Genomic DNA, 19501 nt, shown 5'->3' on the forward strand with positions numbered 1-19501 from the left:
TCCCATGTGGGAGGGGGCTTACCCCCGATGGACTTCAACGATAACGCGATCCGCCGGACACTACGCAGCGCCCTCAGGCTCATCGCGGGCAAGCCCGCTGCCACATTTTTGATCGGGTTGTTCCTGAGCTTTAGTGCACATGCTTTTGACTTGCAACAACTCAGCGACCAACTGGCCAAACCCTCGGTGATCCACGGCAACTTCACCCAGGAAAAACACCTGCGTGCCCTGCCCCAGCCCTTGGTCAGCAAAGGCACCTTCGTGCTCGCCAAGGACCATGGCCTGCTGTGGCTGCTGAAAACGCCACTGCAACAGGACTACCGCATCAGCGCCCAGGGCATTGCCCGTCGCGACGCCAATGGTTGGCAACTGCTGCCGAACAAGAGCGCCGGTGCCGAACAAAATCGGCTGTTCCTCGCCGTACTGCAGGGCGACAGCAGCGGCCTGCAACGTGACTTCGAATTGAAGCTGCAAGGCGAGGCCAAGCGGTGGAAGTTGACCCTGATCCCGCGCTCGCTGTTGCTCAAGCAAGTCTTCACCCAGATCAACATCGACGGCGGCGACCTGGTGCAAACCATCGAACTGCTGGAAACCCAGGGCGACAGCACCGTGCTGCGCATGCAGGACAGCCATGCCGACCTGCCCCTGAGTGAAGCGGAGCAACACGACTTTGCCCAGTGAGCGCCTGCTGCCGCGCCTGTTCCTGATCCTGCTGGTGGCCGTGCTGGCCCTGGCCGGCTGGCAGTGGCGCCACGGTGCGCCGCTGTCGGCCAACCTGATGGAACTGGTGCCGGGCAACACCCCGGATGCGCTGGAACAGCAAGCCGAACAACGCATGCAGGAGCCGCTGAACCGCGAAATGCTGGTGCTGGTGGGACATGCCGACCGCCAGCAAGCCGTGGCCGTGGCGCAACAGTTGGGCGAGCGCTGGCAGGCCAGCGGGCTATTCGAAAAAGTGCAGTGGAACCTGCAAGCCGACTTGCCGGCGCTGCGCGAGCAATTGCTGCGTGGCCGCCTGGCGATGCTGTCAGCCAAGGACCGCGAGCAACTGATCGAGCATCCCGATGCGTTTATCCAGCAACGCGTACAGGCGCTGTTCGACCCCTTCACCGGATTCAGCCTGGTGCCGAGCCAGGATGACTGGCTGGGCCTGACCGGGCGTATCCAGAACAGCCAGCCGCAACACGGCTCGGTGCAACTGGATATCGGCAGCGGCGCATTGATCGCCGATGCCGACGGCAAAAGCTGGGTGCTGCTGCGGGCACGCACCACCGGCAATGCCTTCGATATGAAACTGCCGTTGCAGGTGGCGGATCTGCTCCAGGCGAGCCGCGAGCAAGCCGGTCGGCAAGGCGCGCAGTTGCTCGCCGCCAGCGGTTTGTTGTACGCCGCCAATGGTCAACAGCAGGCCACGCGGGAGATCACCTGGGTCGGCGGCGGCGCTACCGTTGGCATCCTGTTGTTGCTGTTGCTCGCCTTCCGCCGCTGGCGCGTGCTGCTGGCCTTTGTGCCGGTGCTGGTGGGCATGCTGTTTGGCGCGGTGGCGTGTGTGGCGCTGTTCGGCCATATGCATGTGATGACCTTGGTACTCGGTTCCAGCCTGATCGGCGTGGCGGTGGATTACCCGCTGCACTACCTGTCGAAGAGCTGGAGCCTGCAGCCGTGGCGCAGTTGGCCGGCGTTGCGCATCACCTTGCCCGGTTTGAGCCTGAGCCTGGCCACCAGTTGCATCGGCTACCTGGCGCTGGCCTGGACGCCGTTCCCGGCGCTGACCCAGATTGCGGTGTTCTCCGCGGCGGGACTGGTCGGTGCGTACCTGTCCGCCGTGTGCCTGCTGCCGGCGCTGCTCAAGGGCGTCGAACTGCGCCCGGCGCAATGGCCGCTGCGCGTCGCGCAATGCCTGTGGCTAGCGCGCGAGTCGCTGCTCAAGCGCGTGCCGAGCCCGGCATTGCTGGCGCTGGTGCTGCTGTTTTGCGCCGGTGGCCTGTGGCACTTGAACAGCAAGAACGATATCCGCCAGTGGATCGGCGCGCCGCCGCAGCTGCTGCAAGAAGCCCAGGCCGTGGCGCGGATCACCGGGTTCCAACCCACCAGCCAGTTTTTCCTGGTGCGTGCAGACAACCAGCAACAGCTGTTGGAGCGTCAACACGCGTTGGGCCAACGCCTAGATCAGTTGGTGAACATGGACAAGCTCCAGGGCTACCTGGCGCTCGATCAACTGGTCAGCCTGCCCGCCGAACAGCAACAACTGCGCGACGCACTGAACGCACTGCCGCAACACTGGCAGCCGCTGCTGGACCTCGGCGTGCCCGCCAGTGCCCTGCAAGCCGAAGTCGCACAGTTGCAAGCACTGCCCACCCAAGACATCGACGCCGCGCTGAAAGGCCCGCTGGCCGAGCCTTGGCGCACGCTGTGGCTCGGGCCGGTGGACGGCGGCGTGGCGGCGATGGTCAGCCTGCAAGGCTTGAACAACCCCGCGCTGCTGCGCGTGCAAGCGCTGGATCTGCCCGGCGTGCAGTTGGTCGACCGCCTGGGCGACTTGAACCGGGTGTTTGCCGACACCCAGATCAGCGCCGCTGAATTGAAGTTGATCTCCTGCGTCTTGATCGTCCTGCTGCTGATCCTGCCGTTCGGTCTCGGCGGGGCCTTGCGCATCGTCGCCCTGCCATTGCTGGCGGCGCTGTGCAGCCTGGCCAGCCTCGGTTGGCTGGGCCAGCCGCTGACGCTGTTCAGCCTGTTCGGCCTGCTGCTGGTCACGGCCATCAGCGTGGACTACGCAATCCTGATGCGCGAACAGATAGGTGGTCCTGCGGTCAGTCTTCTCGGCACATTGCTGGCGGCGCTGACGACCTGGTTGTCGTTTGGCCTGCTGGCCGTATCAAGTACGCCAGCGGTGAGCAATTTCGGCTTATCGGTCAGCCTGGGCCTGGCATTCAGCTTGATGCTGGCACCCTGGGCCGGGCGGCAGAAGCACGCCTTATGAATGTAATTATCGCCAATGTGGCAAGGAGCCCTCGTGCCCACAGTTGAAATGGAACGTCGCCAGGTGGTGGTGATCGGTGCCGGTCCATCCGGGGCTATCGCCGCCGCGCTGTTAAAGCGCAAAGGGCATGATGTATTGATCATCGAGCGCCAGCATTTCCCACGGTTTTCGATTGGCGAAAGCCTGCTGTCGCACTGCATCGACTTTATCGAAGAAGCCGGCATGCTCGACGCCGTGCAGGCGGCAGGTTTCCAGGTGAAAACCGGCGCTGCGTTTGCCTGGGGCGAGCGCTACAGCGCGTTTGATTTCGGCGACACCTTCAGCAACGGCAAACCCACTACCTTCCAAGTGCAGCGCGGCGAGTTCGACAAGCTGCTGGCCGATCAGGCAGCCAAGCAAGGTGTGGATATCCGCTACGGCGAAACCATTGTCGGCGTGGACTTCAAGGGCGAGTCGCGCTACCTGCATGTACGCAGGGAGAACGGCAGCGAGTACCACCTCAAGGCCAAGTTCGTGCTCGATGCCAGCGGCTACGGCCGGGTGTTGCCGCGCCTGCTGGAGCTGGATCTGCCGTCGGACTTTCCGGTGCGCCAGGCGGTGTTCACCCACATCGAAGATCGCATCGAACACCCAGGTTTCGAGCGCAGCAAGATCCTGGTGACCACACACCCGACCCAGCGTGATATCTGGTTCTGGACCATTCCGTTCAGCAACGGTCGCTGCTCGGTGGGCGTGGTCGCTGCCAAGCAGCATTTCGACGGTCGTGACAGTGACCTCGACGCCTGCCTGCGCGGCTTCATCGATGAAACCCCGAGCCTGGCCGGTGTGCTGCAAAACGCCGTATGGGATACGCCGGCGCGGACCATCGGCGGCTACGCGGCCAACGTCAAAACCCTGCACGGGCCTGGCTTTGCGCTGCTGGGCAACGCGGCGGAATTTCTCGACCCAGTGTTTTCTTCGGGCGTGACCATCGCCATGCGTTCGGCGAGCATGGCGGCCGGCGTGCTGCATCGTCAGCTCAACGGCGAAACCGTAGACTGGCAGACAGAGTTTGCCGAACCGTTGAAGCGCGGTGTCGATACGTTCCGCTGCTACGTCGAAGGCTGGTACGCCGGGACGTTCCAGGATGTGATCTTCCATCCGGGCAGTTCGCCGGAGATTCGCCGGATGATCGCGTCGATCCTCGCCGGTTATGCGTGGGATGAGCGCAACCCGTTTGTGAGTGAACCCAAGCGACGCTTGCGGATGTTGTCGGAAATTTGCGCAGGGGACGCCGCGTGAGCAGTCAGTATTTGAGTAAGAACTACGTCGAAGAAACCAGGTTCGGCTTCTGGTTCCTGCGCAGCCACACCTGGCAGCACCATGTGTTGCGCGTGGCGATCAACGACCTGCGCAGCCTGTTCACCGAACCACTGCCACAAGCGCCGGTGCTGCTGGACGCCGGTTGCGGCCAGGGCAAATCCTTCAAGCTGTTGCAGCAGGTGTTCGCCCCGAAGCGCCTGATCGGTCTTGACGCGGACCTGCACAGCCTGGAACTGAGCCGTGAAGAAGCGACGCGCCAGGGCCTGGCCATCGAGCTGATCGGCAGTGACTGCGCCACCCTGCAGGTGCCGGACGACAGCGTGGACATCCTGTTCTGCCACCAGACCTTCCACCACTTGGTAGAGCAGCATCGCGCACTCAAGGAGTTCTACCGCGTGCTCAAGCCAGGCGGTCACTTGCTGTTCGCCGAGTCCACCGAAGCCTATATCGACACCTGGGTGATCCGCTGGCTGTTCCGCCACCCGATGCATGTGCAGAAAAGCGCCGAAGAATACCTGGAGATGCTCAGCGAACAGGGCTTTGAGTTCGGCCCGCAAAACGTCTCGTACCCGTACTTGTGGTGGAGCCGCTCCAGCGACTTCGGCCTGCTGGAACGCTGGGGCCTGCGCAAGGCACCGCCGGTGGGCCAACGCGAAGAAACCCTGGTCAACTGCGTGGCACGCAAACCACTGGCGAGTGCCAACCCATGATGCGCTGGCTGTTGATCGGTTGCCTGTTGCTGCTGGGCGCCTGCGCCAGCCAGGCGCCGTTGCCCGAGAAAATCCCGGCCCTGCCCTTGCCGCTGCAACTGCATGTGCAACGCCTGGCTGACGGCCAGAGCCAGGACTGGCTGTTGGTGATCCAGCGCGAAGCCAATGGCATTCGTTGGTCGATGATGGACCCCCTGGGCATTCCCCAGGCCCGGCAAAAGCTGATCGATGGCGAGTGGCAAGCCGATGGCTTGCTGCCGCCCAACCCCCAGGCACGCGAGCTGTTTGCCGCGCTGCTGTTTGCGCTGACCTCGGCGGATGACGTGCGTACGCTGTACCCCAGCGCGCAGGCGATGGATTTGACGCGCACCCTGCCGGGCCATTGGCAGATCGTGTACCAGTCTTCCGAGGTGTTCAGCGTAAACATGACTGGCCACCCCTTGAGCTACCGCATCACACCGCTAGGAGCGGCACGATGACCGCCTACCTGAACGCCCTGGGCGTGATTTGCGCCCTTGGCCGTGGCCAGGCGGAGGTCAGCCGCAGCCTGTTTGCCGGTGACTGCTCCGGCATGCGCGCCGAAAGCGGCTGGGTCCCAGGCCGTGTGCTGCCGGTGGCCGGTGTGCACGGCGAGCTGGCAACCATCCCCGCTGAGCTGGGCCAGCAAAGCAGCCGTAATAACCAGTTGCTGCTGGAAGCGGCGTTGCAGATCGAGGGCGAGATCCGCCAGGCGATCCACACCTACGGCGCCTCACGAGTCGGTATCGTGCTCGGCACCAGCACCTCGGGTATCGATGAAGCCAGTCGCGGTATTGCCCATTACCTGCGCGAACACCAGTTCCCCGGCGATTACGATTACCGGCAGCAGGAACTCAGCGCCCCGGCGAACTTCCTCGCCGACTGGCTGCAACTGAGCGGCCCGGCCTATGTGATCTCCACCGCCTGCACCTCCAGCGCACGCGCATTGATGAGCGCCCAGCGCCTGCTGGACCTGGGCGTGTGCGATGCAGTGATCTGCGGCGGCGTCGACAGCCTGTGCAAGCTCACGCTCAACGGGTTCAGTGCTTTGGAAGCGGTGTCGAACGAACGCTGCAACCCGTTTTCGGTGAACCGTAACGGCATCAACATCGGCGAAGCGGCCGTGCTGTTCCTGATGAGCAAGGTGCCTGCCCCCATCGCCCTACTGGGCAGCGGCGCCAGTTGCGATGCGCACCATATTTCCGCGCCGGAACCCACCGGCAAAGGTGCATTGCAGGCGATGCGCAAGGCCCTGGCCAGCGCGAAATTGCAGCCCGGGCAGATCGGCTATCTGAACCTGCACGGCACCGCCACCCAGCATAACGATGCGATGGAAAGCCTGGCGGTCGCCAGCCTGTTCCCCCACGGCGTGGCCTGCTCGTCGACCAAACCCCTGAGCGGGCATACCCTGGGCGCTGCCGGTGCGCTGGAAGCGGCGTTCTGCTGGTTGAGCCTGGTCCACCACCGGGTGCCGCCGCATGTCTGGGATGGCCAGGCCGACCCGGCACTGCCCGCCTTGCACTGGGCGCAAGCCGCAGAGCCCCTGGAAAAACGCTGCCTGATGAGCAACTCGTTTGCCTTCGGCGGTAACAATGTCAGCCTGATTATTGGAGAGGCCCCATGATCGATTGGCCACTCGCCGAACTGCTGCCCCATGCGGGCGACATGATCCTGATCGACCAGGTGCTGTCGTTCGATGAAGAGCAGGTCCACACCCGCACCACAATCAAGCCAGGCGGCCTGTTCAACCGCGCTGACGGCAGCCTGCCGGCCTGGGTCGGCATCGAGTTGATGGCGCAAAGCGTCGCCGCCTACGCCGGTTGCCACGCGCGCCAGAAAGGTGAAGCGGTGGAACTGGGTTTCCTGCTCGGCACGCGCAAGTTCGAATGCAACGTGGAACACTTTCCGGCAGGCGTCGAGCTGAGCATCCACGGCCTGCGTTCCCTGGAAGACGACAATGGCATGGGTGTGTTCGAATGCCACCTGACCGGTGACGGTATCCAGGCGAGCGCCCGCTTGAATGTATTTCGACCGCCCCAGGCGGCCAATTATTTAGATGAATCGAAGGACGTAACGCCATGACTGAATCCGTACTGGTCACCGGCTCCAGCCGTGGCATCGGTCGCGCTATTGCACTGCGCCTGGCCCAGGCCGGGCATGACCTCGTGCTGCACTGCCGCAGCGGGCGTAGCGACGCCGATGCGGTGCAGGCCGAGGTTGAAGCCCTGGGCCGCAAGGCGCGGGTGCTGCAGTTCGATGTGGCGGATCGTGCGCTGTGCAAGGAAATTCTCGAGGCCGATGTGGAGCAACATGGCGCCTACTACGGCGTGGTGCTCAATGCCGGCCTGACCCGTGACGGCGCATTCCCGGCCCTGTCGGAGGAGGACTGGGACGTGGTGATGCGCACCAACCTGGACGGTTTCTACAACGTGCTGCACCCGGTGATGATGCCGATGATTCGTCGTCGCGCAGCCGGGCGTATCGTGTGCATCACGTCGGTTTCCGGTTTGATCGGCAACCGTGGCCAGGTCAACTACAGCGCGTCCAAAGCCGGCCTGATCGGCGCGGCCAAGGCCCTGGCCATCGAGCTGGGCAAGCGCAAGATCACCGTCAACTGCGTCGCCCCCGGCTTGATCGACACGGCGATGCTGGATGAAAACGTACCGGTGCAAGAGCTGATGAAAATGATCCCGGCGCAGCGCATGGGCACGCCGGAAGAAGTCGCCGGTGCGGTGAACTTCCTGATGTCGGCCGAAGCCGGCTATATCACGCGCCAGGTCCTGGCCGTGAATGGAGGCTTGTGCTGATGAAGCGCGTCGTCGTCACCGGCATGGCCGGCATGACCTCCCTGGGCAGCGATTGGGCGAGCATTTCGGCCAACTTCCGCGCCAACCGCAGTGGCATCCGGCGCATGGACGAGTGGGACCGCTTCACTGAATTGAACACGCGCCTGGCCGGGCCGATCGACAACTTCGTCGTGCCCGCCCATTGGACGCGCAAGCAACTGCGCAGCATGGGCCGCGTCTCGCGTCTGGCGGTGTGGGCGGCGGAGCAGGCGTTGCAGGACGCCGGTTTGCTCGGTGACGAGTCGATCAAGGACGGACGCATGGGCGTGGCTTGCGGCTCGTCCACCGGCAGCACGGACGAGATCAAGGCGTTCGGCAATATGCTGCTGAACTCGGTGGCCGAGGGGCTGAATGCCAACTCCTACGTGCGCATGATGCCGCACACCACGGCGGCGAATATCAGCATCTTCTTTGGCCTGACCGGGCGTCTGATCCCCACGTCCAGCGCATGCACCAGCGGCAGCCAGGGCATCGGCTATGCCTATGAGGCGATCAAGTTCGGCCGCCTGCCCCTGATGCTCGCCGGCGGTGCCGAAGAGCTGTGCCCCACCGAAGCCATGGTGTTCGACGCGCTTTACGCCACCAGCCTGAAAAACGACGCCCCGCAAACCAGTCCACGCCCCTATGACAGTGGCCGCGATGGCCTGGTGATCGGTGAAGGCGGCGGCATGCTGGTGCTCGAAGAACTGGAACATGCGCTGGCGCGCGGTGCGCATATCCATGCCGAGATTGTCGGCTTCGGCAGCAATGCCGACGGTCAGCACACCACCCGCCCGGAGCAGAAAACCATGCGCCGCGCCATGGAGCTGGCCCTGGAAGACGCCGGGCTTGAGCCGTCCGCGATCGGCTACGTGAACGGGCATGGCACGGCCACCGACCAAGGCGACATCGCCGAAACCCTGGCCACCAGCAGCCTGTTCGGCACCCGCATGCCCATCAGTTCGCAGAAGAGTTTCCTCGGCCACACCCTCGGCGCGTGCGGCGCGCTGGAGTCGTGGTTCAGCATCGAGATGATGAACCGCGACCAGTACGTGCACACCTTCAACCTGGACACCGTCGACCCGCAATGCGGCGAGCTGGATTACCTGCAGGGTGACTTCCGCGAGATGCACCACGACTACGTGATGAACAACAACTTTGCCTTTGGCGGCGTCAACACCTCGCTGATTTTCCGCCGCTGGGCCTGACTCTTTAATCGATTGGAGAAAACGGAATGTCTTCCTTGCTACGCGTTACCTTGATCACCCTGGCCCTGCTGGTCAGCGCCGGCTGCACCAGCAAACCGATCCTCAATACCCAGCACGACCTGCCGGCCAACGCCCAGGTCAGCGAAGAAAAAATGAAAACGGTGATCGTCAACGCCCTGCAAAAGCGCGAATGGACGGTACAACGCCTCAGCCCGCAACTGGTGCAGGCCGAAATCACTGTGCGTAACCAGTACTACGCCGCCATCGACATCCGCTACACCCGCAACAGCTACGCCATCACCTACCGCGACAGCCGCGACCTGGGCTACAAGGACGGCAAGATCCATCGCAACTACAACCGTTGGGTGAACAATCTGGACAGCGACATCATGGCGGGGTTGCGCAGCAATGGCGTGAATGAGGCGGGGACGGCGGCGCAGTTGTTTGAGCAGACGGGGACGTCGAAGTAAGACCAGCGTCAGGCACACCCCCTCCGTGGTGAGCGGGCTATTGTGGTGAGCGAGCTTGCTCGCGCTGGGCTGCGTAGCGACCCCAAAGATCTTGGGAGCGCTTCGCACTCCAGCGCGGGGCAAGCCCGCTCACCACAACAAGCGCGCTCACCACAAAGCGTTATTGGGCAGCCTTGCGCGTCAACAACTCCACAAACGCCTCTGCCATGGGCGTCTGCGCGCCCTTGCGTTGCACCAGCCACACCGCCGTCATCGCCTCCTGATCCAGCAGCGTGCGATACACCACACCATCGATCCGAATGCGCTGGTAGGACGCCGGCAGTACCGACACGCCCAAGCCCGCCGCCACCAGGCCGATGATGGTCATCGCCTCCCCGGCCTCCTGGGCAAAGTGCGGGCTGAAGCCGGCATCACGCGCCAGGTTGAGCAACTGGGCATAGAGGCCGCTGCCGTAAGTGCGCGGGAAAAACACAAACGGCTCCTGTGCCAATTGCGCCAGGTGCAAACCACGCTCGCTGCCCGCCACCAACGGGTGACCAGCATTCAGCACCGCCACCAGCGGCTCACGCATCAACTCGACCACACTCAGCGAATCCGGCAATGGCAGCGGCCGCATCAGGCCCACTTGGATAGACTCATCCACCAGCGACTCGGCCACTTCGGTACTGCTCATCTCCTGCAGGTTCAGATGCACCGCCGGGAATGCCTGGCGAAACGCGAAAATTGCCTGGGGAATACTGGAGTTGAACGGTGCCGACGAGGTGAAACCAATCTTCAATTCACCCAGCTCGCCCAACTGCGCCCGACGCGCCACATCCGCCGCCTTGTCGACCTGCGCCAGCACCAGCCGTGCCTCTTGCAAGAACAGCCGCCCGGCCTCGCTCAGCTCGACCCGACGATTGGTCCGCTCAAACAAACGTGCGCCCACCTCTTGCTCCAGCGCCTGAATCTGCTGGCTCAACGGCGGCTGCGAAATGCCCAGCACCTGCGCGGCCCGGCCGAAATGCAGTTCTTCGGCGACGGCGATGAAGTACCGCAAGTGACGCAATTCCATGCAAACCTCATTAGGTCGTTAAAGCTATCAAACAGGTCGAACAATATATTGGAAAGAATCATTAGGGAGCTATATTCTTTTTTGCATTGCCGGTCCTGGCACGCTCTTCCTCCCCGAGGTCCCCGTGAAAGCTGCTGTCGCTCCACTCGCTCAAGAAGTCCCGCCCACTGCCCTGGATGAGGTGGTGGCCCAGCTCAATGACGAGTACATCGAAAAAGGCACGCCGATGTTCATGCGTACGGTGCTGGCACTGTTCTCCGGCGGTTTCGCCACTTTTGCGCTGCTGTATTGCGTGCAGCCGATGATGCCGGCGCTGTCCCACGAATTTTCCATCAATGCGGCACAAAGCAGCCTGATCCTGTCGGTGGCCACGGCGATGCTCGCATGTGGTTTGTTGATCACCGGGCCGATTTCCGACCGCCTGGGGCGCAAGCCGGTGATGGTCTCCGCGTTGTTCTGCGCCGCGCTGGCGACCATCGCCAGCGGCCTTATGCCGACCTGGGAAGGCATCCTGCTGATGCGTGCACTGGTGGGTCTGTCGCTCAGCGGCCTGGCCGCCGTAGCCATGACCTACCTGAGCGAAGAAATCCACCCGCAGCACATCGGCCTGGCCATGGGCTTGTACATCGGCGGTAACGCAATTGGCGGCATGAGCGGGCGGCTGATCATCGGCGTGTTGATCGACTTCGTCAGTTGGCACACCGCGATGCTGATCATTGGCGGTCTGGCGCTGATCGTCGCCACGGTGTTCTGGAAGATCCTCCCCGAATCACGCAACTTCCGCGCTACCAGTCTCAAGCCGCGCAGCCTGGTGGATGGCTTTGTCATGCATTTCAAGGACGCCGGCCTGCCGTGGCTGTTCCTCGAAGCGTTCCTGTTGATGGGCGCTTTCGTGACGATGTTCAACTACATCGGCTATCGCCTGCTGGCCGATCCTTATGACCTGAGCCAAGCCGTGGTCGGCCTGCTGTCGCTGGTGTACCTCTCGGGCATCTACAGCTCGGCGAAAATCGGCTCCCTGGCTGACCGCCTCGGCCGCCGTCGCGTGCTGTGGGGCACCATCGTGCTGATGCTGGCCGGCATGGCCCTGACCTTGTTCACCCCCCTGTGGCTGGTGGTGCCGGGCATGCTGATCTTCACCTTCGGCTTCTTCGGCGCCCACTCGGTGGCCAGCAGCTGGATCGGCCGCCGCGCGGTGAGGGCCAAGGGGCAAGCGTCGTCGCTGTACCTGTTCTGCTACTACGTGGGGTCGAGTATTGCCGGGACGGCAGGCGGGTTCTTCTGGCACTTCGCCGGGTGGAACGGGATCGGCGCGTTTATCGTGGCGCTGTTGATCGGGGCGTTGCTGGTGGCGTTGAAGTTGGCAAAGTTGCCGCCGTTGGGGCAAGCGAAGGCCTGAGTTTCTCTGGCTTTTAATGTGGGAGGGGGCTACACCCCGATGAGGGTAGATCAGTCATAGTTGTACTGACTGGTACACCGCCATCGGGGGCAAGCCCCCTCCCACATTCGTTTTGCGTGTTATTCGTGATACTGCGCCGACAGCTCATGCACCGCGCGCAGGAACGCACCCGCATGCTCCGGATTCACTTCCGGGGTGATGCCATGGCCGAGGTTGAACACGTGCCCGGTGCCTTTGCCGTAGCTGGCCAGGATGCGGCCAACTTCGGTGCGGATGGCTTCCGGCTTGGCGTACAGCACGGTCGGGTCCATGTTGCCTTGCAGCGCGACCTGGCCACCAACGCGACGGCGAGCCTCGCCAATGTCGCAGGTCCAGTCCAGGCCCAATGCATCGGCACCAGCGCCGGCAATGCTTTCCAGCCACAGGCCGCCACCTTTGGTGAACAGGATCACTGGCACCTTGCGCCCTTCGTGTTCGCGGATCAGGCCGCTGACGATCTTGCGCATGTAGGCCAGGGAGAACTCCTGGTACGCCGCCGCCGAGAGGTTGCCACCCCAGGTGTCGAAGATCTGCACCGCCTGGGCGCCGGCCATGATCTGGCCGTTGAGGTAGGAGGTGACCGACTGTGCCAGCTTATCCAGCAGCAGGTGCATGGCTTGCGGGTTGTCGTAGAGCATGGCCTTGGTCTTGCGGAAGTCTTTCGACGAGCCGCCTTCGACCATGTAGGTGGCCAGGGTCCAGGGGCTGCCGGAGAAGCCGATCAACGGCACGCGGCCGTTAAGCTCGCGGCGGATGGTGCTGACGGCGTCCATCACGTAACCGAGGTCTTTGTGGGGGTCTGGAATCGGCAGGGCTTCGATATCGGCCAGGGTGCTGACGACTTTCTTGAAACGCGGGCCTTCGCCGGTCTCGAAGTACAGGCCCTGGCCCATGGCGTCAGGGATGGTGAGGATGTCGGAAAAAAGGATGGCCGCGTCCAATTGTGGATAGCGGTCCAGCGGCTGCATCGTGACTTCGCAGGCGAACTCCGGGTTCATGCACAGGCTCATGAAATCGCCGGCGTTGGCACGACTGGCGCGGTATTCCGGCAGGTAGCGACCGGCCTGGCGCATCATCCACACAGGGGTGACGTCCACGGGTTGCTTGAGCAGGGCACGAAGGAAACGGTCGTTCTTGAGGGCAGTCATGTCGGCATCCGCAAAAAAAGTGCGGGCATTTTCTCAGAGCCAGACGCAAAAGGCACGGTATGAGCCGTGCCTTTTGTCTATCGGGTCAATTTGTCGCGGACATGAAAGCGCTACAAAAATAAACGTGGGAGGGGGCTTGCCCCCGATTGCAGTGTGTCAGTCCCAGTATCTGTAACTGAACCACCGCTATCGGGGGCAAGCCCCCTCTCACATTTTTGACCGCATTTCAGCCTGAACGAGATTAGACGTTCAGGTAATCCAGGATCCCTTCGGCGGCATTGCGGCCTTCGAAGATCGCGGTTACCACCAGGTCAGAACCGCGCACCATGTCGCCACCGGCGAAGATCTTCGGGTTGCTGGTCTGGTGCTTGTACTGGCCTTGTTCCGGGGCTACGACGCGGCCCTGGCTGTCGGTCTGGATCTGGAATTGCTCGAACCACGGCGCCGGGCTTGGGCGGAAGCCGAAGGCGATGACCACGGCGTCGGCCGGGATGATCTCTTCGGAACCCGGGATCGGCTCGGGGCTGCGACGGCCACGGGCGTCCGGCTCTCCGAGGCGGGTCTCGACCACCTTCACGCCTTCGACGCGGTCTTCACCGACGATTGCAATCGGCTGGCGGTTGTAGAGGAATTTCACACCTTCTTCTTTGGCGTTCTTCACCTCTTTGCGCGAGCCGGGCATGTTGGCTTCGTCACGGCGATAGGCACAAGTCACCGACTTGGCGCCCTGGCGGATCGAGGTGCGGTTGCAGTCCATCGCGGTGTCACCACCGCCGAGCACCACGACCTTCTTGCCTTTCATGTCGACGAAGTCTTCCGGCGACTTTTCAAAGCCCAGGTTGCGGTTGACGTTGGCGATCAGGAAGTCGAGCGCGTCATAAACGCCCGGCAGGTCCTCACCGGCAAAACCGCCCTTCATGTAGGTGTAGGTGCCCATGCCCATGAACACGGCATCGTATTCTTCGAGCAGTTGCTCCATGGTGATGTCCTTGCCGACTTCGGTATTGAGGCGGAACTCGATACCCATGCCGGTGAACACTTCACGACGGTTACTCAGGACGGTTTTTTCCAGCTTGAACTCGGGGATGCCGAAGGTCAGCAAGCCGCCGATTTCCGGGTTCTTGTCGAACACCACCGGGGTCACGCCGCCACGCACCAGCACGTCGGCACAGCCCAGGCCCGCCGGGCCCGCGCCGATGATCGCGACGCGCTTGCCGGTCGGCTTGACCTTGGACATATCCGGGCGCCAGCCCATGGCGAACGCGGTGTCGGTGATGTACTTCTCCACCGAACCGATGGTCACCGCGCCGAAGCCGTCGTTGAGGGTGCAGGCACCCTCGCACAGACGGTCCTGCGGGCACACCCGGCCGCACACTTCCGGCAGGGTGTTGGTCTGGTGCGACAGCTCGGCGGCAGCGAGGATATTGCCCTCGGCCACCAGCTTCAGCCAGTTCGGAATGAAGTTGTGCACCGGGCACTTCCATTCGCAATACGGGTTACCGCACCCCAGGCAGCGGTGGGCCTGGTCGGCCGAGTGCTGGGGTTTGAAGGGTTCGTAGATCTCCACGAACTCTTTCTTGCGTTGACGCAACAGTTTCTTCTTCGGATCTTTGCGCCCGACATCGATGAACTGGAAGTCGTTATTCAGACGTTCAGCCATGTTAAAACCTCATCAAACTCTTCAGGCGCATATCACTGCGGGTTGGCACGGATGCTGGAAAGCAACGATTTCAGGTTGGCAGCCTTGGGCTTGACCAGCCAGAAACGACGCAGGTAATCATCGAGGTTTTCAGCGAGGTTACGGCCCCATTCGCTGCCGGTCTCCTCGACGTACTCGTCCAGCACGTGCTGCAAGTGGTTCCGGTAGGACTCCATGGCTTCGCCGCTGATCCGCTGGATCTCGACCAACTCGTGGTTGACCTTGTCGACGAAGGTGTTGTCCTGGTCGAGCACGTAGGCGAAACCGCCGGTCATGCCCGAACCGAAGTTGTAACCGGTCTTGCCCAGTACCGCGACAAAGCCCCCGGTCATGTACTCGCAGCAGTGATCGCCAGTGCCTTCCACCACGGTGTGGGCACCGGAGTTACGCACGGCGAAACGCTCACCGGCAGTACCGGCAGCGAACAGCTTGCCACCGGTGGCGCCGTACAAGCAGGTGTTGCCGATGATGGCACTGTCCTGGGTCTTGTACACGCTGCCTTTAGGCGGAACGATCACCAGCTTGCCGCCGGTCATGCCCTTGCCCACGTAGTCGTTGGCGTCGCCTTCCAGGTACATGTGCAGGCCGCCGGCGTTCCACACGCCGAAGCTCTGGCCCGCGGTGCCCTTGAAGCGGAAGGTGATCGGCGCTTTCGCCATGCCCTGGTTGCCGTGCTTGCGCGCGATTTCGCCGGAGATGCGTGCGCCGATGGAACGGTCGCAGTTGCAGATATCCAGGGCGAATTCGCCACCGCTGGCGTCGTTGATCGAGGAACCGGCCATGTCGACCATCTTCTCGGCCAACAGGCCTTTGTCGAACGGCGGATTACGGTCCACGCCGCAGAACTGCGGTTTGTCGGCCGGGATATGATCGCTGCCCAACAGCGGCGTCAGGTCCAGGTGGTTCTGCTTGGCGGTCTGGCCTTCGAGGACTTCCAGCAGATCGGTACGGCCGATCAGCTCTTCCAGCGAACGCACGCCCAGCCTGGCCAGCCACTCACGGGTCTCTTCGGCGACGTAGGTGAAGAAATTCACCACCATGTCGACGGTGCCGATGTAGTGATCCTTGCGCAGCTTCTCGTTCTGAGTGGCGACACCGGTGGCGCAGTTGTTCAGGTGGCAGATGCGCAGGTACTTGCAGCCCAGGGCGATCATCGGCGCAGTGCCAAAGCCAAAGCTCTCCGCACCGAGGATCGCGGCCTTGATCACGTCGAGGCCGGTTTTCAGGCCGCCGTCGGTCTGCACGCGCACCTTGCCACGCAGGTCGTTGCCGCGCAGGGTCTGGTGGGTTTCGGCCAGGCCGAGTTCCCACGGCGCGCCGGCGTACTTGATGGAAGTCAGCGGCGAAGCGCCGGTGCCGCCGTCGTAGCCAGAGATGGTGATCAGGTCGGCATAGGCCTTGGCCACGCCAGCGGCGATAGTGCCCACGCCGGCTTCCGCCACCAGCTTCACCGAGACCAGCGCCTGCGGGTTGACTTGTTTCAAGTCGAAAATCAGCTGCGACAAGTCTTCGATCGAATAGATGTCGTGGTGCGGCGGCGGCGAGATCAGGGTCACGCCCGGCACTGCATAACGCAGCTTGGCGATCAGACCGTTGACCTTGCCGCCTGGCAGTTGGCCGCCCTCACCCGGCTTGGCGCCCTGGGCAACTTTAATCTGCAGCACTTCGGCGTTGACCAGGTATTCCGGGGTTACACCGAAACGGCCGGTCGCGACCTGCTTGATTTTCGAGCTCTTGATGGTGCCGTAGCGCGCCGGGTCTTCACCGCCTTCGCCGGAGTTGGAACGCGCCCCCAGGCGGTTCATGGCTTCGGCCAGGGCTTCGTGAGCCTCGGGCGACAACGCGCCCAGGGAGATACCGGCGGAGTCGAAGCGCTTGAGGATCGATTCCAGCGGCTCGACTTCGGCGATGTCCATCGGCGTGTCCAGGGTCTTCACCTTGAACAGGTCACGGATCATCGACACCGGGCGGTTGTCCACCAGGCTCGTGTATTCCTTGAACTTGGCGTAGTCGCCCTGCTGCACGGCGGCTTGCAGGGTGTTGACCACGTCCGGGTTGTACGCGTGGTACTCGCCACCGTGCACGAACTTGAGCAGGCCGCCTTGCTGGATCGGCTTGCGCGCGCTCCAGGCTTCGGCCGCCAGGGCTTTCTGTTCAGCTTCGATATCGACGAAGCGCGCACCCTTGATACGGCTTGGCACGCCACGGAAGCTCAACTCGCAGACTTCTTCGGACAGGCCGATGGCTTCGAACAGTTGCGCACCGCGATAAGACGTAACGGTGGAGATGCCCATCTTCGACAGGATCTTCAGCAGGCCTTTGGTGATGCCCTTGCGGTAGTTCTTGAACACCTCATAGAGGTCGCCCAGCACTTCACCGGTACGGATCAGGTCACCCAGCACTTCGTACGCAAGGAACGGGTACACCGCCGAGGCGCCGAAACCGATCAGCACCGCAAAGTGATGCGGGTCGCGGGCGGTGGCGGTTTCGACAAGGATGTTGGAGTCGCAACGCAGGCCTTTCTCGGTCAGGCGGTGGTGCACCGCGCCAGTCGCCAGCGAGGCGTGGATCGGCAGCTTGCCCGGCGCGATGTGGCGGTCGGTCAGTACGATCTGGGTACGACCGGCACGCACGGCTTCTTCGGCCTGGTCGGCGACGTTGCGCACCGCGGCTTCAAGGCCGAGGTTCTCGTCGTAGTTCAGGTCGATGATCTGGCGGTCAAAGCCTGGGCGCTCCAGGGTCATCAGCGAGCGCCACTTGGCCGGAGACACGACCGGCGAGCTGAGGATCACGCGGGAGGCGTGCTCAGGCGACTCCTGGAAGATGTTGCGCTCGGCACCGAGGCACACCTCCAGGGACATCACGATAGCTTCGCGCAGCGGGTCGATAGGCGGGTTGGTCACCTGGGCGAACTGCTGGCGGAAATAGTCGTACGGCGTACGCACGCGCTGGGACAGCACGGCCATCGGCGTGTCATCGCCCATGGAGCCAACCGCCTCGTAGCCTTGCTCACCGAGCGGACGCAGCACCTGGTCGCGCTCTTCGAACGTGACCTGGTACATCTTCATGTATTGCTTGAGTTGGTCCACGTCGTAGAACGCCGAACCATGGTCGTTGTCTTCCATGGTCGCCTGGATGCGCAGGGCGTTCTTGCGCAGCCATTGCTTGTACGGGTGACGGGACTTCAAGCGGTTGTCGATGGCGTCGGTGTCGAGGATCTGCCCGGTTTCGGTGTCCACGGCCAGGATCTGGCCCGGCCCCACGCGGCCTTTGGCGATGACGTCTTCGGGCTTGTAGTCCCACACGCCTATTTCCGAAGCCAGGGTGATGAAACCGTTGGTGGTGGTGACCCAACGCGCCGGGCGCAGACCGTTACGGTCGAGCAGGCATACCGCGTACCGACCGTCGGTCATGACCACGCCGGCCGGGCCGTCCCACGGCTCCATGTGCATCGAGTTGTACTCGTAGAATGCACGCAGGTCCGGGTCCATGGTCTCGACGTTCTGCCACGCTGGCGGAATGATCATGCGCACGCCACGGAACAGGTCGATGCCGCCGGTGACCATCAGTTCGAGCATGTTGTCCATGCTGGAGGAGTCGGAACCCACGCGGTTGACCAGCGGGCCGAGCTCTTCCAGGTCCATCAAATCGTTGGCGAACTTTGTGCGACGGGCCACGGCCCAGTTGCGGTTGCCGGTGATGGTGTTGATCTCGCCGTTGTGGGCGAGGAAGCGGAATGGCTGGGCCAGCGGCCATTTCGGCAGGGTGTTGGTGGAGAAGCGCTGGTGGAACACGCAGATTGCGGTTTGCAGGCGCTCATCGCTCAGGTCTGGATAGAAGGCGGTGAGGTCCGCCGGCATCATCAGGCCTTTATAAATGATGGTCTTGTGGGAAAAGCTGCAGATGTAGTGGTCGGTGTCGGCGGCGTTGGCCACGGACGAGCGGCGACGCGACGTGAACAGCTTGATCGCCATGTCCTGGTCGCTCAGGCCATCCCCGGCGATGAACACTTGCTCGATCTGCGGCAGGCGCTCGAGGGCCAGGCGGCCGAGCACACGGGTGTCGATCGGCACTTTGCGCCAGCCGACGAGTTGCAGGCCGGCAGCCAGGATCTCGCGGTTCATGTTCTCGCGAGCGGCTTCGGCTTTGACCGGGTCCTGGTTGAAAAACACCATGCCCACGGCGTACTGCTTGGGCAGGTCGACCGCAAATTGCTCTTTTGCGACAGCGCGCAGGAACAGGTCGGGCTTTTGAATCAGCAAGCCACAGCCGTCACCGGTCTTGCCGTCGGCGTTGATCCCACCGCGGTGGGTCATGCAGGTCAGGGCCTCGATGGCCGTTTGCAAAAGGGTATGACTGGGCTCGCCCTGCATATGGGCTATCAGGCCGAAACCGCAGTTATCCTTGAATTCATCGGGTTGGTACAGACCTGCTTTCATAGACACTTTCTCACCAGGCTGCCTCTTATTCCGAGGCAAATTTCTTTTCAATTCAACCGGTTACCTTCCACGCCGAACGTACGCCGGCTTAGCGGGGGCAAAAGGGAGGTCATTGTACACACCGACACAGACGCTCACAAATTTAGCGACGAAATGTCGCAAATCTATGTCGCATTTATGAAAGGTTTAAAGCGATATGCTGTGCTA

General features: G+C 62.7%; 15 protein-coding genes. 11 read left to right on the plus strand and 4 right to left on the minus strand.

The annotated features are described in order from the left end of the window. Positions 1-27 precede the first annotated feature (27 nt). From BMX59_RS11180 to BMX59_RS11225, 10 genes are read left to right on the plus strand one after another with little or no spacing between them, the layout of a single operon-like run. Complete coding sequence (locus BMX59_RS11180) at positions 28-681, plus strand: outer membrane lipoprotein carrier protein LolA (RefSeq protein WP_093121328.1); 654 nt, start codon at positions 28-30, stop codon at positions 679-681. Then, on the plus strand, positions 671-2983 hold the full coding sequence (locus BMX59_RS11185; protein ID WP_093121331.1) for an MMPL family transporter: 2313 nt from the start codon (positions 671-673) through the stop codon (positions 2981-2983). The genes BMX59_RS11180 and BMX59_RS11185 overlap by 11 nt, the downstream gene beginning before the upstream one ends. A 33-nt stretch (positions 2984-3016) precedes the next feature. After that, positions 3017-4264, plus strand: coding sequence for an NAD(P)/FAD-dependent oxidoreductase (locus BMX59_RS11190; protein WP_093121333.1), 1248 nt, complete (start codon positions 3017-3019; stop codon positions 4262-4264). Beyond that, positions 4261-4995 carry a class I SAM-dependent methyltransferase gene (locus tag BMX59_RS11195; RefSeq protein WP_093121334.1) on the plus strand — a complete coding sequence of 245 codons (735 nt, stop codon included), beginning with the start codon at positions 4261-4263 and terminating at the stop codon, positions 4993-4995. The genes BMX59_RS11190 and BMX59_RS11195 overlap by 4 nt, the downstream gene beginning before the upstream one ends. Continuing rightward, on the plus strand, positions 4992-5474 hold the full coding sequence (locus BMX59_RS11200; RefSeq protein ID WP_093121336.1) for a hypothetical protein: 483 nt from the start codon (positions 4992-4994) through the stop codon (positions 5472-5474). Before BMX59_RS11195 ends, BMX59_RS11200 begins: the two co-directional genes overlap by 4 nt. Then, positions 5471-6637, plus strand: a complete 1167-nt coding sequence (locus BMX59_RS11205; RefSeq protein WP_093121338.1) for a beta-ketoacyl-[acyl-carrier-protein] synthase family protein — start codon at positions 5471-5473, stop codon at positions 6635-6637. The genes BMX59_RS11200 and BMX59_RS11205 overlap by 4 nt, the downstream gene beginning before the upstream one ends. Further along, on the plus strand, positions 6634-7095 hold the full coding sequence (locus BMX59_RS11210; protein WP_093121341.1) for a hotdog family protein: 462 nt from the start codon (positions 6634-6636) through the stop codon (positions 7093-7095). The genes BMX59_RS11205 and BMX59_RS11210 overlap by 4 nt, the downstream gene beginning before the upstream one ends. Beyond that, positions 7092-7820: a 3-ketoacyl-ACP reductase FabG2 gene (locus tag BMX59_RS11215; RefSeq protein ID WP_092246444.1), complete on the plus strand. Its 729-nt coding sequence runs from the start codon at positions 7092-7094 to the stop codon at positions 7818-7820. Before BMX59_RS11210 ends, BMX59_RS11215 begins: the two co-directional genes overlap by 4 nt. Then, complete coding sequence (locus BMX59_RS11220; RefSeq protein ID WP_093121347.1) at positions 7820-9046, plus strand: beta-ketoacyl-ACP synthase; 1227 nt, start codon at positions 7820-7822, stop codon at positions 9044-9046. The genes BMX59_RS11215 and BMX59_RS11220 overlap by 1 nt, the downstream gene beginning before the upstream one ends. A gap of 26 nt (positions 9047-9072) precedes the next feature. After that, a complete protein-coding gene (locus BMX59_RS11225; RefSeq protein ID WP_093121349.1) occupies positions 9073-9516 on the plus strand; it encodes a hypothetical protein in 444 nt (147 codons plus the stop codon). A gap of 160 nt (positions 9517-9676) precedes the next feature. On the opposite strand, the gene BMX59_RS11230 is transcribed toward BMX59_RS11225, so the two are convergent. Next, positions 9677-10570 carry a LysR family transcriptional regulator gene (locus BMX59_RS11230; RefSeq protein WP_092246437.1) on the minus strand — a complete coding sequence of 298 codons (894 nt, stop codon included), beginning with the start codon at positions 10568-10570 and terminating at the stop codon, positions 9677-9679. Positions 10571-10694: 124 nt separating this feature from the next. On the opposite strand from BMX59_RS11230, the gene BMX59_RS11235 reads away from it, so the two are divergent. Next, complete coding sequence (locus BMX59_RS11235; protein WP_093121350.1) at positions 10695-11969, plus strand: MFS transporter; 1275 nt, start codon at positions 10695-10697, stop codon at positions 11967-11969. A gap of 119 nt (positions 11970-12088) precedes the next feature. Here the strand turns inward: BMX59_RS11235 and hemE are convergent, their stop codons facing one another. The 3 genes from hemE to gltB all read right to left on the minus strand — a co-directional run bounded on the left by hemE (position 12089) and on the right by gltB (position 19294). Continuing rightward, positions 12089-13156: a uroporphyrinogen decarboxylase gene (hemE, locus tag BMX59_RS11240; protein ID WP_093121351.1), complete on the minus strand. Its 1068-nt coding sequence runs from the start codon at positions 13154-13156 to the stop codon at positions 12089-12091. Between the two features lie 241 nt (positions 13157-13397). Then, positions 13398-14816, minus strand: a complete 1419-nt coding sequence (locus BMX59_RS11245; protein ID WP_092246428.1) for an FAD-dependent oxidoreductase — start codon at positions 14814-14816, stop codon at positions 13398-13400. 32 nt (positions 14817-14848) lie between these two features. Then, positions 14849-19294, minus strand: a complete 4446-nt coding sequence (gene gltB / locus BMX59_RS11250) for a glutamate synthase large subunit (RefSeq protein WP_093121353.1) — start codon at positions 19292-19294, stop codon at positions 14849-14851. Between the last annotated feature and the right edge of the window lie 207 nt (positions 19295-19501).

Origin of the sequence: Pseudomonas sp. NFR09 (assembly GCF_900111535.1) — a bacterium.
GTDB classification, from domain to species: domain Bacteria; phylum Pseudomonadota; class Gammaproteobacteria; order Pseudomonadales; family Pseudomonadaceae; genus Aquipseudomonas; species Aquipseudomonas extremorientalis.